The organism is Lutibacter flavus (genome assembly GCF_900188355.1).
In the GTDB taxonomy this organism is placed as follows: domain Bacteria; phylum Bacteroidota; class Bacteroidia; order Flavobacteriales; family Flavobacteriaceae; genus Lutibacter; species Lutibacter flavus.
Map to the genome: position 1 here is coordinate 935,733 of NZ_FZNX01000001.1, position 13,616 is coordinate 949,348.

16 protein-coding genes are annotated in these 13,616 nt (G+C 29.6%); 5 read left to right on the forward strand and 11 right to left on the reverse strand.

What is annotated here, in order from left to right; translation table 11 throughout:
* Positions 1-2: 2 nt before the first annotated feature.
* The 9 genes from CHB63_RS04115 to CHB63_RS04155 form a co-directional block, all read right to left on the reverse strand.
* Positions 3-443 (reverse strand): hypothetical protein, encoded by a 441-nt coding sequence (locus CHB63_RS04115; protein WP_089377137.1) that lies wholly within the window; start codon positions 441-443, stop codon positions 3-5.
* Positions 444-560: 117 nt separating this feature from the next.
* Positions 561-1,118, reverse strand: coding sequence for a TlpA family protein disulfide reductase (locus CHB63_RS04120; protein ID WP_089377138.1), 558 nt, complete (start codon positions 1,116-1,118; stop codon positions 561-563).
* A gap of 116 nt (positions 1,119-1,234) precedes the next feature.
* Positions 1,235-2,107 (reverse strand): succinate--CoA ligase subunit alpha, encoded by an 873-nt coding sequence (gene sucD, locus CHB63_RS04125; protein WP_089377139.1) that lies wholly within the window; start codon positions 2,105-2,107, stop codon positions 1,235-1,237.
* A gap of 77 nt (positions 2,108-2,184) precedes the next feature.
* Positions 2,185-3,105: a UDP-3-O-(3-hydroxymyristoyl)glucosamine N-acyltransferase gene (locus CHB63_RS04130; RefSeq protein WP_089377140.1), complete on the reverse strand. Its 921-nt coding sequence runs from the start codon at positions 3,103-3,105 to the stop codon at positions 2,185-2,187.
* A 5-nt stretch (positions 3,106-3,110) separates the two neighbouring features.
* On the reverse strand, positions 3,111-3,677 hold the full coding sequence (gene efp / locus CHB63_RS04135) for an elongation factor P (protein WP_089377141.1): 567 nt from the start codon (positions 3,675-3,677) through the stop codon (positions 3,111-3,113).
* A gap of 24 nt (positions 3,678-3,701) precedes the next feature.
* Positions 3,702-4,484, reverse strand: a complete 783-nt coding sequence (lpxA, locus tag CHB63_RS04140) for an acyl-ACP--UDP-N-acetylglucosamine O-acyltransferase (RefSeq protein WP_089377142.1) — start codon at positions 4,482-4,484, stop codon at positions 3,702-3,704.
* A complete protein-coding gene (locus CHB63_RS04145) occupies positions 4,484-5,881 on the reverse strand; it encodes a bifunctional UDP-3-O-[3-hydroxymyristoyl] N-acetylglucosamine deacetylase/3-hydroxyacyl-ACP dehydratase (protein ID WP_089377143.1) in 1,398 nt (465 codons plus the stop codon). Before CHB63_RS04145 ends, lpxA begins: the two co-directional genes overlap by 1 nt.
* The gene (gene lpxD, locus CHB63_RS04150; protein WP_089377144.1) at positions 5,881-6,915 is read right to left on the reverse strand and encodes a UDP-3-O-(3-hydroxymyristoyl)glucosamine N-acyltransferase; all 1,035 of its coding nucleotides are present in this window, start codon (positions 6,913-6,915) and stop codon (positions 5,881-5,883) included. The genes CHB63_RS04145 and lpxD overlap by 1 nt, the downstream gene beginning before the upstream one ends.
* A 33-nt stretch (positions 6,916-6,948) precedes the next feature.
* Positions 6,949-8,178: an HD domain-containing protein gene (locus tag CHB63_RS04155; RefSeq protein ID WP_245856765.1), complete on the reverse strand. Its 1,230-nt coding sequence runs from the start codon at positions 8,176-8,178 to the stop codon at positions 6,949-6,951.
* 37 nt (positions 8,179-8,215) lie between these two features.
* Between CHB63_RS04155 and porX the strand changes: the two genes are divergently transcribed.
* Genes porX through CHB63_RS04175 form a run of 4 tightly spaced genes read left to right on the forward strand, consistent with a single transcriptional unit; the run spans position 8,216 to position 11,757 of the window.
* On the forward strand, positions 8,216-9,766 hold the full coding sequence (porX, locus tag CHB63_RS04160; RefSeq protein WP_089377145.1) for a T9SS response regulator signal transducer PorX: 1,551 nt from the start codon (positions 8,216-8,218) through the stop codon (positions 9,764-9,766).
* A gap of 9 nt (positions 9,767-9,775) precedes the next feature.
* Positions 9,776-10,192, forward strand: coding sequence for a tRNA (adenosine(37)-N6)-threonylcarbamoyltransferase complex ATPase subunit type 1 TsaE (gene tsaE / locus CHB63_RS04165; RefSeq protein ID WP_089377146.1), 417 nt, complete (start codon positions 9,776-9,778; stop codon positions 10,190-10,192).
* Complete coding sequence (locus CHB63_RS04170; protein ID WP_089377147.1) at positions 10,185-11,387, forward strand: alanine dehydrogenase; 1,203 nt, start codon at positions 10,185-10,187, stop codon at positions 11,385-11,387. The genes tsaE and CHB63_RS04170 overlap by 8 nt, the downstream gene beginning before the upstream one ends.
* A 1-nt stretch (position 11,388) precedes the next feature.
* A complete protein-coding gene (locus tag CHB63_RS04175) occupies positions 11,389-11,757 on the forward strand; it encodes a hypothetical protein (RefSeq protein WP_089377148.1) in 369 nt (122 codons plus the stop codon).
* Here CHB63_RS04175 and CHB63_RS04180 read toward each other — a convergent pair.
* The gene (locus CHB63_RS04180) at positions 11,747-12,427 is read right to left on the reverse strand and encodes a TrmH family RNA methyltransferase (protein WP_089377149.1); all 681 of its coding nucleotides are present in this window, start codon (positions 12,425-12,427) and stop codon (positions 11,747-11,749) included. The two genes, CHB63_RS04175 and CHB63_RS04180, sit on opposite strands and share 11 nt — an antisense overlap.
* 42 nt (positions 12,428-12,469) lie before the next feature.
* Here CHB63_RS04180 and CHB63_RS04185 point away from each other — a divergent pair, with 42 nt between their 5' ends.
* On the forward strand, positions 12,470-13,156 hold the full coding sequence (locus CHB63_RS04185) for an SIR2 family NAD-dependent protein deacylase (protein ID WP_089377150.1): 687 nt from the start codon (positions 12,470-12,472) through the stop codon (positions 13,154-13,156).
* Here the strand turns inward: CHB63_RS04185 and CHB63_RS04190 are convergent.
* Positions 13,134-13,604, reverse strand: a complete 471-nt coding sequence (locus CHB63_RS04190; protein WP_089377583.1) for a DUF6495 family protein — start codon at positions 13,602-13,604, stop codon at positions 13,134-13,136. The two genes, CHB63_RS04185 and CHB63_RS04190, sit on opposite strands and share 23 nt — an antisense overlap.
* Between the last annotated feature and the right edge of the window lie 12 nt (positions 13,605-13,616).

The window sequence follows — 13,616 nt, forward strand, 5'->3', positions numbered from 1 at the left end:
AATTAAATTTTAACCTGAATAATTCCAGTAATATTTGATTCTGTATACTCATAAGTTTGAAGATTAAAATTTTCTACAACAAAATAAGAACAACACTCTTCACTTATATGATCCATATCAAGTTCAAAAATTACCGAAACTTCATCACTTAATTTAACAGTATATACTTTTGGGTCTAATTCCCAACCTATTTCACTGAGTGTTAATATATATCTTTCATTGTAAAATATTATTTGAAAATTTACGTCATCATCATTTTCATCAATAACAATTACTGCATCTTTGTCAAAAGTATCATTTACAAATAAATTTTCTTCGGTATCTTTGTCAACAAATTCAAAATTAAATTGTCTTGGCGGTGTAAAACAACTGCCACAATCATCCTTAAGGTCACATGAAACTACTGTTAAAAATATAACAAACAACACTAAAATTCTTTTCATTTCTTTAACTTTTTAAATTTTACAAAATATAATTAATTGAAATCATCTAAAATTGAAATCTTATATTCTCAATACGTTTAAAAAGTTAAAAACGCTACATTAAATTCTATTTTGTTGTTATTCCAGTATCAATTTATCTAACAAGTTTCTTACTTTGGTACTATTCCAATTTGCAGAACCCGTTTTAGAAATTAAAATATTCCCCTCTTTATCAATTAAATAAGTAGCTGGTATACTGTTAGTCTCTGTTAATTTTTTTGGCGGTAGACTTTGGGAATTATAACTCGGTAAATTATATTCATTTTTAATATAGAATTTCTCAACTGTTTCCCAACTTTCATTTGTTACAAACACAAAAGAAACTTTGTCCTTATAATCATTATATAATTCTTGAATCATAGGCATTTCCGCTCTACAAGGTGGACACCAAGTTGCCCAAAAATTTACAAAAACTACTTTATCTTCTAATTCACTAAAATTTATGCTTTCTGCATTCAACCCTTTCAGTTGCCAGTTATAAGTATCTATTTTTTCTGAACTCTCTACATTTTCAACACTTGGAGCAAATGCAATTTGACGCATAACCCATTCTCTAGAGGGTGGATATAATAGAACTGCAATAGCTATTACAAAAATTATATTTGAAATAGACTTACGATTTATTTTAAAATTCATAAAATTTAATTTTTAAAATTAGTAGTAATTAATCTTATTACTTACAAGTAAAACGAAAAAAACCTTTGAAAATCAAAGGTTTTTAAAATTATATAAAACAACTAATTTTTAGTTAACTATCCTAAAATTTCTGCTACCTTATCTCCTATTTTTGCAGGTGATTCTACAACATGAATTCCGTTTGCTCTTAATATTTCCATTTTTGCCTGAGCAGTGTCGTCTTTACCTCCAACAATGGCACCTGCGTGTCCCATAGTCCTACCTTTTGGTGCAGTTTGACCAGCAATAAAGCCAATAACAGGTTTTTTATTTCCCGTAGCTTTTACCCATTGCGCAGCTTCTGCCTCTAATTGACCTCCAATTTCACCAATCATTACAATACATTCTGTATCATCATCATTCATCAAAAGCTCAACAGCATCTTTAGTTGTTGTTCCAATTATTGGATCTCCACCAATTCCAATTGCTGTAGTTATTCCATATCCTTTTTTCACAACTTGATCAGCAGCCTCATAAGTTAATGTACCCGATTTTGAAACAATTCCAACATTACCTTTTCTAAAAATAAAACCTGGCATAATACCAACTTTTGCTTCTTCTGGAGTAATAACACCTGGGCAATTTGGACCAACTAATCTACAATCTTTAGTATCTATATATGCTTTCACTTTTACCATATCGGCAACAGGAATTCCTTCTGTAATACAAATAATTACTTTAATACCTGCTGCTGCAGCTTCCATTATAGCATCAGCCGCAAATGCAGGTGGAACAAAAATAATTGAAGTATCTGCATCAACTTTATCAACTGCATCCTGAACCGTATTAAATACAGGTTTATCAAGATGTAATTGACCTCCTTTTCCTGGAGTTACACCACCAACAACATTTGTACCATATTCAATCATTTGAGTAGCATGAAAAGTTCCTTCACTACCTGTAAATCCTTGAACAATAATTTTTGAATCTTTATTTACTAAAACGCTCATTTATGTATGTTTTAAATTAAATACTTATGCAAATACAAAAGTAATTTTTTTAGTTGTTTCCGTTAAAATAATAGTAATTATTTTTTATCTTTTATTAATCTTTTTATTTCAACCATTTCTTTCAATTTTTTTCTTGATTCTTCTATTGGGGTTCCAAAATAAGTTCGTTTTCCTTTTACAGATTTTGTTACACCTGTTTGACCCAAGATAACTGCTCCTTCTCCAATTGTAATTCCACTGTTTGTACCAACCTGCCCCCATATAGTTACATTATCTTCAACAATAACACAACCTGCAATACCAGTTTGAGAAGCAATTAAACAATTATTTCCAATAACTGTATCATGTCCTATTTGAACCTGATTATCAATTTTTGAACCTTTTTTTATAATTGTATTTCCAGAAACACCTCTATCAATTGTACACAAAGCGCCAATATCCACATTATCTTCAATAATTACAGATCCACCACTTAATAGTTTATCATAACCACTTTTACGTTTTTTATAATAAAAGGCGTCAGCTCCCAAAATTGTTCCTGAATGAATAGTAACATTATTTCCTATTATAATATTATCATATATAGTCACATTTGGATGAATAGTACAATTATTTCCAATGCGTACATTATTACCAATAAAAACATTTGGCTGAATAATACAATCAATTCCTATTTTTGCGGAATCTGAAATTAATAAATTTGATGGTTTAAATGGCTTAAAATGTTGAGTAAGTTTATTAAAATCTGAAAATGGATCTTTCGATATTAACAATCCTTTTCCCTCAGGACAATCAACCCTTTTATTTATTAATACGACAGAAGCCTTTGATTTTAACGCTTTATCATAATATTTCGGATGATCAACAAAAACAATATCTCCTTCTTCAACAACATGAATCTCATTACAACCAAGGACAGGAAAATTTGGAGACCCTACAAATTCTACTTTTAATAACTGCGCAATTTCTTGTAAACTAAATTCACGTGGAAATTTCATATACTTTATTCTTTAACTCGCTCTAAATAAGCTCCTTTTGATGTGTCAATTTTAACTTTATCACCTTCATTAATAAATAAAGGTACGTTTATTTGTGCACCTGTTTCAACTGTTGCAGGCTTTGTTGCATTTGTTGCTGTATTTCCCTTAACACCAGGTTCGGTATGGGTTATTTCCAAAACAACACTTGCCGGCATATCAACCGAAAGTGGCATACTGTCTTCAGTATTAAAAATTATGGTTACAACTTCTCCTTCTTTTAAAAGATCAGGACAATCAAGCGTTTCTTTTTGAAGCTCAATTTGATTGTAATCATCTGTATTCATAAAGTGAAACGTATCACCTTCAGGATATAAGAATTGATATTTTCTAGTTTCAACACGTATATCTTCAATTTTTCTTCCAGCTGGAAATGTGTTATCCAAAACTTTACCAGAAGTAAGACTTTTTAATTTTGTTCTTACAAATGCTGGACCTTTTCCTGGTTTTACATGTAAAAATTCTATTACTTTAAAAATATCATTATTATGTCTAATACATAATCCATTTCTAATATCTGATGTTGTTGCCATATTTTCTATTTATTTTTTAAATTTTTAGCTACCTGTATACCCTTTCATAATTCCCCTTTGAGAATTTTTAATGAAAAGAATAATTTGATCTCTTTCACTTGTAGCTTCCATTTCTGCTTCAATAATTTCTACTGCTTGTGTTGTATTATAATTTTTTTGATACAAAAGCCTAAATATATTCTGAATTTCTCTTATTTTTTCTGTTGTAAAGCCTCTTCTTCTTAATCCTATTGAATTAATTCCAATATATGAAAGCGGTTCTTTTCCAGCTTTTGCAAATGGAGGTACATCTTTTCTTACTAAAGATCCTCCAGATACCATAGCATGTTCTCCTATATGAATAAATTGATGAACAGCAACTAAGCCACTTAAAATGGCAAAATCTCCAACTGTTACATGACCTGCAATTACAGATCCATTTGCCAAAATACAGTTATTTCCAATTACACAATCATGTGCAATATGCGAGGTTGCCATTATCAAACAGTTATCTCCTATTTGGGTTTTTCCAAGGGCTTTTGTTCCTCTATTAACTGTAACACATTCTCTAATTGTAGTATTATCTCCAATTACTGCCAAAGAATCTTCACCATCAAATTTTAAATCCTGTGGAATTGCAGAAATTACTGCTCCTGGAAAAATTCTACAATTCTTACCAATTCTGGCACCTTCCATAATGGTTACATTAGATCCTATCCAGGTTCCCGAGCCAATTATTACATTATTATGAATTGTAGTAAATGGTTCTACCACCACATTGGTTGCAATTTTTGCACCTGGGTGAATATATGCTAAAGGTTGATTCATTATTCTTTAGGTTTTTTTGCTATTTGCGCCATTAATTCTGCTTCAACAACTAATTTACCATTTGCGTATCCATAAGACTGCATATGACAAATTCCTCGCCTTATAGGTGAAATTAATTCGGCTTTAAAAATTAAAGTGTCTCCTGGCAATACTTTTTGTTTAAACTTAACATTATCCATTTTCATAAAATATGTTAAATAATTTTCAGGATCTGGTACCGTACTTAAAACTAAAATACCACCACATTGTGCCATTGCTTCTACTTGTAAAACTCCTGGCATTACTGGTGCACCTGGAAAATGACCAACAAAGAAATCTTCATTCATGGTCACATTTTTCATTCCAACTACATGTTTATCAGAAAGTTCTATAATTCTATCTATCAATAAAAATGGTGGCCTGTGTGGTAGAATACTCATAATTTTATGAATATCCATTAATGGAGGTAAATTTAAATCAAACGAAGGAACCTTATTTCTTTTCTCGTATTTTATAATTTTTTGAAGTTTTTTTGCAAAAACCGTATTTACTAAATGCCCTGGTTTATTTGCAATTACTTTACCTCTTATTCTAGTTCCAACCAATGCTAAATCACCAATAACGTCTAACAATTTGTGCCGTGCAGCTTCATTAGCCCAGCGCAATGTTAAATTATCTAAAATTCCATTTGGCTTAACATTCAACGTTTTTTTATTAAACGCTTTTTTTAATTTATCCATAGTTTCTTCAGATATTTCTTTATCTACATAAACTATGGCGTTATTTAAATCTCCTCCTTTTATTAAATTATTATCTAAAAGCATTTCTAATTCATGCAAAAAGCTAAAAGTACGGGCATCAGAAATTTCATCTTTAAAATCTGCTAATGAATTTAAAGTTGCATTTTGTGTTCCTAAAACCTTTGTACCAAAATCTACCATTGCAGTAATTTGATATTCATCTGAAGGCATTAAAATAATTTCACTTCCAGTTTTTTCGTCTTTATATGATATTATTTCTTTAACTACATATTCTTCTCTTAAAGCATCTTGTTCTTGAATTCCTGCTTTTTCCAGCGCTTCAACAAAGTGTTTTGAAGAACCATCCATAATTGGAGGTTCAGGGTTGTTTATTTCAATACAAATATTATCTATACCTAATGCTACGACAGCAGCTAATACATGCTCCGAAGTATTTACAAAAACACCTCTTTTTTCTAAATTTGTGCCTCGTTGCGTATTTACAACATATTCAGCACTTGCTTCAATAATAGGCTCACCTTCCAAATCAATTCTAACAAAAGCATATCCGTGATTTATTGGAGCTGGCTTAAATGTCATAGTAACTTTATTTCCAGTATGTAAACCCACCCCTGAAAGTGTTACTTCTTTTTTAATTGTCTTCTGTTTAGTACTCATTATTTTTCCTTTAAAGCTTTAATTTCTTTTTCTAATGAATTTAATTTAGCGACAAGGTCTGGCAATTTTTTAAAATAAACATAAGACTTGTTAAAATCATTATATCCAAATGCCGGAGTTCCTTGAATAATTTCATTATCCTTTATATTTCTACCAATACCAGATTGTGCTTGTATTCTAACATTGTTTCCAATTATTAAATGACCGGCTATACCAACTTGACCACCAATCATACAACTTTCACCTATTTTTGAAGATCCAGCAATACCTGTTTGAGCGGCTATTACAGTATTTTTGCCAATTTCTACATTATGTCCAACTTGAATTTGATTGTCTAATTTTACACCTTTTCGTATAATTGTTGAACCCATAGTTGCTCTGTCAATTGTTGTAGCAGCACCTATATCTACATAATCTTCAATAATTACATTTCCAATCTGAGGGATTTTTGCATAAATACCATCCTTACTTGGAGCAAATCCAAATCCATCCGCTCCAATAATTGCCCCTGAATTAATTACACAATTTTTTCCAATTTCAGTTTCAGAATAAATTTTAGCACCTGAAAATAATATCGTATTATCTCCAATGGTTACATTATCACCAATATACACATTTGGATATATTTTAACATTATTACCAATATTAACTTCGCTTCCAATATGTGAAAATGCTCCTAAATAAACAGCATCCCCTAATGTAGCGCTATCGCTTACAAAAGAAGGCGTTTCGATACCAATTTTATTTAATTTAACCTGACTGTAATATTCTAATATTAACGCAAATGATTCATAAGCGTCTTCAACTTTAATAAGCGTAGTTTCAAACTCTTTTTCAGGAGTGAAATTTTTGCCAACAATTGCAACAGAAGCTTTTGTTGAATAAATAAATGGCGTATATTTTGGATTGGATAAGAATGTTAATGAACCTTCTTCTCCCTCTTCAATTTTAGAAAGTTTAAATACTTCAATATCTCCATCACCAACAATATCACCTCCTAAAATTTCTGCTATTTGATTTGCTGTAAATTTCATTGCTGCAAAAGTAAAAAAAAAGAATAACTATACCTATTTCTTTGGGTAACACATATAATACTTATTCACTGGTTTTGAAAGTGCCTGTATATTTAAATGATCAGATGCCTCCATAACATCTTTTAATTCACCATTTTTAAATAAAAGTTTAATAATGTTTTTAGTTGAATCATAGGCTTGATTAGATATTTTTCCACTATAAACAAAATAATCAAGTTCAAATTCATTAAGATTTAATGAACTCTTAACTTGTTGTCTAATATCTTCAAGTTGCGCATCCGAAAATGGATCATTTCTTAATTCAACTTTTGGTAACCTTCTATTTATTAAACTTTCAGATAATTTTGAAAGAATCGTATCTTCATTAGAAATCCATTCTTTTATAGATGCTAGTACATCATAATCATCAAGTTTTGCAAATATTCTCAGGGTTTTTATTGAAAAATTATCTTCATTAATTTGATTATTTAAAAAATACTCAAAAGCTTTACTTGTGGGTAATTTAACACCTGCTAAAACAAGTTCTTTTGCTCTAATTAGAATTTTTTCTAACAATTTTTCTGCTACCAAACTTGTTTTATGCAAATAGACTTGCCAATACATTAATCTTCTGGCTACAATAAATTTTTCAACAGAGTAAATTCCTTTTTCTTCAACTACCAAGTAATCATCTTTAACATTTAACATTGTAATTAAACGCTCCGAATTAATATTTCCTTCTGAAACACCGGTATAAAAACTATCTCTTTTCAAATAATCCAATCGATCCATATCTAACTGACTTGCAATAAGTTGATATAGGAATTTACGATGATATTTTCCTTTAAAAATAGTAATTGCAAGCGAAATTTGTCCATCAAAATCTTGATTTAAAGCCTCCATAAACTTTAATGATATGGATTCATGATGTACTCCAGTTGCAATACTTTGCTCTAATGCATGTGAAAATGGACCGTGGCCAATATCGTGTAATAAAATTGCAATATAAAGTGCATTGGATTCATCATCAGAAATTTCAACGCCTTTAAACCTTAGAATTCGAACTGCTTTTTGCATTAAATGCATACTTCCCAATGCATGATGAAATCTGGTATGGTGCGCTCCTGGATAAACTAAATGAGACAAACCCATTTGAGAAATTCTTCTTAATCTCTGGAAGTAAGGGTGTTCTATTAAATCATAAATTAAAGCATTTGGAATAGTAATAAAACCGTAAATTGGATCGTTTAATATTTTTAGTTTGTTCGTTTTTTTCTCGTTCAAAACAAATAATTTATAATTATAGCACAAAGATAACAATATGGGCGAAATAAACATTTTATGGGTTGATGATGAAATTGATATTTTAAAACCTCACATTCTTTTTTTAGAAAAAAAAGGTTATAAAGTTACTACTTGCAATAATGGTGCAGATGCCATAGACTTGTGTGATGAGAATAATTATGATATTATTTTTTTAGACGAAAATATGCCTGGTCTATCGGGATTAGAAACGTTGGCTGAAATAAAAAGTAAACAAGCCAATCTTCCAGTGGTTATGATTACAAAGAGTGAAGAAGAATATATTATGGAAGATGCAATTGGAAATAAAATTGCCGATTATTTAATAAAACCTGTAAATCCACATCAGATATTGCACAGTTTAAAGAAGAATTTAGATTCTTCTAGATTGGTCTCAGAAAAAACAACTTCTAATTACCAACAAGAATTTAGGAAAATAACTATGGATTTAGCAATGGTAAATTCATATGAAGAGTGGATTGATGTTTATAAAAAATTAATTTACTGGGAATTAGAACTTGAAAATATTAGTGATTCTGGAATGGTTGAAATTTTAGAGAGCCAAAAACAAGAAGCAAATTCTTTATTTTTTAAATTTATAAAGAACAATTATATAGATTGGATAAAAGATGATGAAGATGCTCCAATTTTATCACATACTTTATTTAAAAAGGTACTCTTACCTGAAATAAAAGACTCCAAAGGAACACTTTTGGTCGTAATAGATAATTTACGTTATGACCAGTTTAATATCATAGAAAAAACGATTAATAAGTATTATAAAAAACAGCAAGAAGTTCCTTATTTATGCATTTTACCAACAGCAACTCAATATGCAAGAAATGCTATTTTCTCTGGATTAATGCCTTTAGAAATGGAACAAAAGCATCCTGATTTATGGAAAAATGACATAGATGAGGGTGGCAAAAACCTATTTGAAGAAGAATTTTTAAAAGCCCAATTACAAAGATTAAAAGAACAACTAAAATTTGAATATTATAAAATTACCAATCTTAAATCTGGTAAACAATTGTCGGATAATTTTAATTCAATAAAAGAGAATGATTTAACTGTAGTTGTTTATAACTTTGTTGATATGCTCTCTCACGCTAAAACCGAAATGGAAGTTATTAAAGAACTGGCTAGTGACGATAAAGCTTATAGATCACTTACCAATAGTTGGTTTTTAAATTCTCCTTTATTGGAAATGATTCAAAAAGCACAAAAATTAGGATTAAAATTAATTATTACAACTGATCACGGAACAATAAACTCAAAAACTCCTTCAAAAGTAATTGGAGATAAAAATATAAGTTCTAATTTGAGATATAAAACCGGGAAAAGTTTAACCTACGAAGAAAAAGAAGTTTTTGCGGTTAAAAATCCTAAAGATATTTTATTACCTTCTTTAAATATGAGTAGTTTATTTATTTTTGCAAAAGAAGATTACTTTTTTGCGTACCCAAATAATTACAACCATTTTGTAAAATATTATCGAAACACCTATCAACATGGTGGAATCTCTTTAGAGGAAATGATAATTCCTTGTGCTATATTTGCACCAAAATAATTTAAGAATATGGTTAAAAATTACTCTTTGCAAGAATTACCTGAAATTGCAAAAGAAATTATTCAAAATTGCAAACATAAAATATTACTTTTTTATGGTGAAATGGGCGTTGGTAAAACAACGCTTATAAAAGAAATTGTAAAGCAACTAGGTGTTTTAGATAATGTTAGCTCACCTACCTTTTCTTTAGTTAATGAATATCACACTTCAAATAGTGATAAGGTTTATCATTTTGATTTTTATAGAATTGACGATGAAGAAGAGGCTTTAGATATGGGAGTTGAAGAATATTTTTATAGTAATAATTGGTGTTTAGTAGAATGGCCAAATAAAGTTGAAAATTTATTACCTTTAAAATCTGTAAGTATTACAATTACTTCAGATAGTAATCAAGTAAGAACCATTACAATTAAAGATAATGAGTAAAAAAATTAATTCACCATTTAGTAGACAAGAGTTAATTCCACAAGAGGAAACCTTAGAAATTATTAAACAAAAAGGTGAACTTGTAATTGGGATTCCAAAAGAAACTCATTATCAGGAAAAAAGAGTTTGTTTAACTCCGGACGCTGTTGCTGCTTTAACAAATCAAGGGCATAAATTTGTAATTGAAACTGGCGCTGGTGAAGGGGCAAATTTTTCAGACAAAGAGTATTCTGAAGCTGGAGCAAAAATTTCGTACGATGTTAAGGAAGCATTCGGCTGTCATATAGTTTTAAAAGTTGAACCACCTTCTTTTGATGAAATTAAATTAATAAACCCCCAGAGTATTCTTTTTTCCGCACTGCAATTAAAAACACAAACTAAAAAATATTTCGAAGCATTAGCAAGTAAACGAATTACTGCTGTTGCTTTTGATTATATTAGAGATGAACATGGAATTTATTCAGTGGTTAAATCTTTAAGTGAAATTGCAGGAACCGCTTCTATATTAATTGCTGCAGAAATGATGAGTAAGGGAAATGAAGGTAATGGATTGCTACTAGGAAATATAAGTGGAGTACCTCCTACCGAAGTTGTAATTCTTGGAGCTGGAACTGTTGCAGAGTTTGCGGCTCGTTCTGCAATAGGATTGGGTGCTAACGTAAAAGTGTTTGACAATTCTTTAACAAAATTGAGAAGCTTACAGCATAATTTAGGAAGACCAATTTACACGTCAACCATACAACCCAAAACACTTAAAAAGGCATTAATGCGCTGTGATATTGCTATTGGAGCAGTTAGAGGAACTTCTAGAGCTCCAATTTTAGTTACAGAAGAAATGGTGGAAAGAATGAAACCAGGCTCTGTAATTGTTGATGTTAGTATTGATCGGGGAGGTTGTTTCGAAACTTCAGAAGTTACAACTCATAAAAATCCTACAATCGATAAATATGGAGTTATTCACTATTGCGTTCCTAATATCCCTTCTAGATATTCCAGAACTGCCACAGTATCAATAAGTAACATATTTACTCCATACCTTTCTAATATTGCAGAAGAAGGTGGTTTTGAAAATGCTGTAAGATTTGATAAAAGTTTACAAAAAGGGATGTACTTTTACCACGGAATTTTAACCAATAAAACGGTTGCAGATTGGTTTAATATTCCATTTAGAGATATCAATTTATTATTTTTGTAAAATGACATTTAAACAACGATTACCTTTTTTTTTAGGAGGTTTAACAATAGGAATTATAGTAGTAGTCTTTTTTTTAGGTAAAAAAGAAACTACTTTCGATTACTTACCAAACGCCCGCGTTTTAAAAAATATTAATACTAAAGAGCGTATTTATTCAGATGAATCTTTAGCAATTATAAATTCAATGCAAATTGATACTTCTCAAATTTCTAAAATATTAAAAAAAGGAAATGTTGATATCCTTAATAAAATAAAAACAGCATCTTGTATCGAATATAATATTGAAGGTAAAAAGGAATTAAAAAATGTCACTTTAACCGTTGAAAACTGCAAAACAATCGCTATTATAAAAAAAATTGTTATTCGTTAATTATTTTTGAATAATAATTTTCTTTGATTTTTTTTATACTTTTTATTGTTTTTTCTAACCAATCCTGATATTTTTCTCTTTTTTCTAGATCCGTTAAACACCAATCAACATTAGACTTTTTAAGTTTTTCAGTTAAATTTTGAAGGATTATGGCTACCGCAACGGAAATATTTAAGCTTTCTGTAAAACCAACCATTGGAATTTTTAAAAAACCATCTGCATTTTTCATAACATCATCAGATAAACCTTGTTTTTCAACACCAAAAAAGAATGCTGACTTTTGAGTAACATCAAAATCCTGTAATAAACAAGAATCGTTGTGTGGTGTTGTTGCTATAATCTTATAACCTTTTTCTCTTAAATTTTCAATACAATCTAATGTATTATTGGTATCTCTTTTATTATACATTGAAAAATCAATCCATTTTTGTGCGCCTTTTGCCACTTGATTTGATGCATAAAAAGAATATTTACTTTCTATAACCTGTAAATCCTGAACTCCAAAAACATCACATGTTCTAACAATTGCACTTGCGTTTTGAGGTTGAAAAATATCTTCAATAGCAACTGTAAAATGCCTTGTTCGTTCTTTTAATACTTTATTAAATAGATTTTTTCTGTTTTCAGTTAAAAATTGCTCTAAGTACTCAATATATTTTTCATCTGCCATTTAATATGTGTTTTTTCAAAGATAAAATTTTACTTTTGATATATGAAAAAAATTGTGATACTTACTGGAGCAGGAATGAGTGCCGAAAGTGGAATTAAAACTTTTCGAGAGGCAGATGGTTTATGGGAAGGTCATGATATTCTTGAAGTTGCATCCCCTGTCGGGTGGAATAAAAGTAATAAACTAGTTTTAGATTTTTACAATAAAAGAAGAGCTCAATTATTAACGGTTTCTCCTAATTTAGCACATCAATCTTTAGTTAAACTAGAAAAAAAATATAGTGTTAATATAATAACTCAAAATATTGATGATTTACATGAGCGAGCTGGTAGTTCAAATGTTTTACATTTGCACGGTGAATTATTAAAAGTGCGAAGCACTAAAAATTCTAATTTAATTTATAATTGGACAAAAGATTTAAATATTGGTGATGTTTGTCCTGAGAATTCTCAATTAAGACCACACATCGTTTGGTTTGGAGAAAATGTGCCAATGTTAGACAATGCAATTGAAATTACATCAGAAGCTGATATTCTAATTATTATTGGAACCTCTATGCAAGTATATCCAGCCGCCAACTTGATAAATTATACTAAGTCAAGTATTCCAATATATTTTATTGATCCAAAACCTTCAATTAGAGAAAATTATTTTAGAAATTTAACTGTAATTCCAGAAAAAGCCTCTATTGGAGTAACTAATTTAGTTAACCAATTAATTGAGCCATAGTTTTAAATAATTTCCCTTTTGAAATTGAACTCCCCATTTCAATCAACTTAAAAACCTCTATATTTCTTTCTTTTTTATATTTTTTTGAAGCTTTAAAATATTCTATACGGTCATCCATTGGATTATTTAAAAACCATTGAAAATCAGAATCGTTTAAAAAACTTTTCGTTTTATCATTCAACTGAATGTAAATTCTGATAATTTCTTTAGATGTACATTTAAACAAATTAATATGGTTATCTGAAATATGTTCTAAATATTCAGCTTTTGTTAATACATTTTCCCAAACAACATCGCTAAAAATATTTAATTCTTCTTCAGCCATTGAAGGTTTGTCCTTCTTAATTATTTCCCATTCTTTTACATCAATTTGCTGGGTAGCTAAAAACTCAGCAAACTCCTTGTGCAATTCTAAAAACTGCTCTTTTGTTAATTGTCTGTATTTCATATTTAGGCATAA

Excerpts from the sequence above, each read along its gene's own strand:
- CHB63_RS04115 (WP_089377137.1), bottom strand. The coding sequence starts at position 443 with ATGAAAAGAATTTTAGTGTTGTTTGTTATATTTTTAACAGTAGTTTCA.
- CHB63_RS04120 (WP_089377138.1), bottom strand. The coding sequence starts at position 1,118 with ATGAATTTTAAAATAAATCGTAAGTCTATTTCAAATATAATTTTTGTA.
- sucD (WP_089377139.1), bottom strand. The coding sequence starts at position 2,107 with ATGAGCGTTTTAGTAAATAAAGATTCAAAAATTATTGTTCAAGGATTT.
- CHB63_RS04130 (WP_089377140.1), bottom strand. The coding sequence starts at position 3,105 with ATGAAATTTCCACGTGAATTTAGTTTACAAGAAATTGCGCAGTTATTA.
- efp (WP_089377141.1), bottom strand. The coding sequence starts at position 3,677 with ATGGCAACAACATCAGATATTAGAAATGGATTATGTATTAGACATAAT.
- lpxA (WP_089377142.1), bottom strand. The coding sequence starts at position 4,484 with ATGAATCAACCTTTAGCATATATTCACCCAGGTGCAAAAATTGCAACC.
- CHB63_RS04145 (WP_089377143.1), bottom strand. The coding sequence starts at position 5,881 with ATGAGTACTAAACAGAAGACAATTAAAAAAGAAGTAACACTTTCAGGG.
- lpxD (WP_089377144.1), bottom strand. The coding sequence starts at position 6,915 with ATGAAATTTACAGCAAATCAAATAGCAGAAATTTTAGGAGGTGATATT.
- porX (WP_089377145.1), top strand. The coding sequence starts at position 8,216 with ATGGGCGAAATAAACATTTTATGGGTTGATGATGAAATTGATATTTTA.
- tsaE (WP_089377146.1), top strand. The coding sequence starts at position 9,776 with ATGGTTAAAAATTACTCTTTGCAAGAATTACCTGAAATTGCAAAAGAA.
- CHB63_RS04170 (WP_089377147.1), top strand. The coding sequence starts at position 10,185 with ATGAGTAAAAAAATTAATTCACCATTTAGTAGACAAGAGTTAATTCCA.
- CHB63_RS04175 (WP_089377148.1), top strand. The coding sequence starts at position 11,389 with ATGACATTTAAACAACGATTACCTTTTTTTTTAGGAGGTTTAACAATA.
- CHB63_RS04180 (WP_089377149.1), bottom strand. The coding sequence starts at position 12,427 with ATGGCAGATGAAAAATATATTGAGTACTTAGAGCAATTTTTAACTGAA.
- CHB63_RS04185 (WP_089377150.1), top strand. The coding sequence starts at position 12,470 with ATGAAAAAAATTGTGATACTTACTGGAGCAGGAATGAGTGCCGAAAGT.
- CHB63_RS04190 (WP_089377583.1), bottom strand. The coding sequence starts at position 13,604 with ATGAAATACAGACAATTAACAAAAGAGCAGTTTTTAGAATTGCACAAG.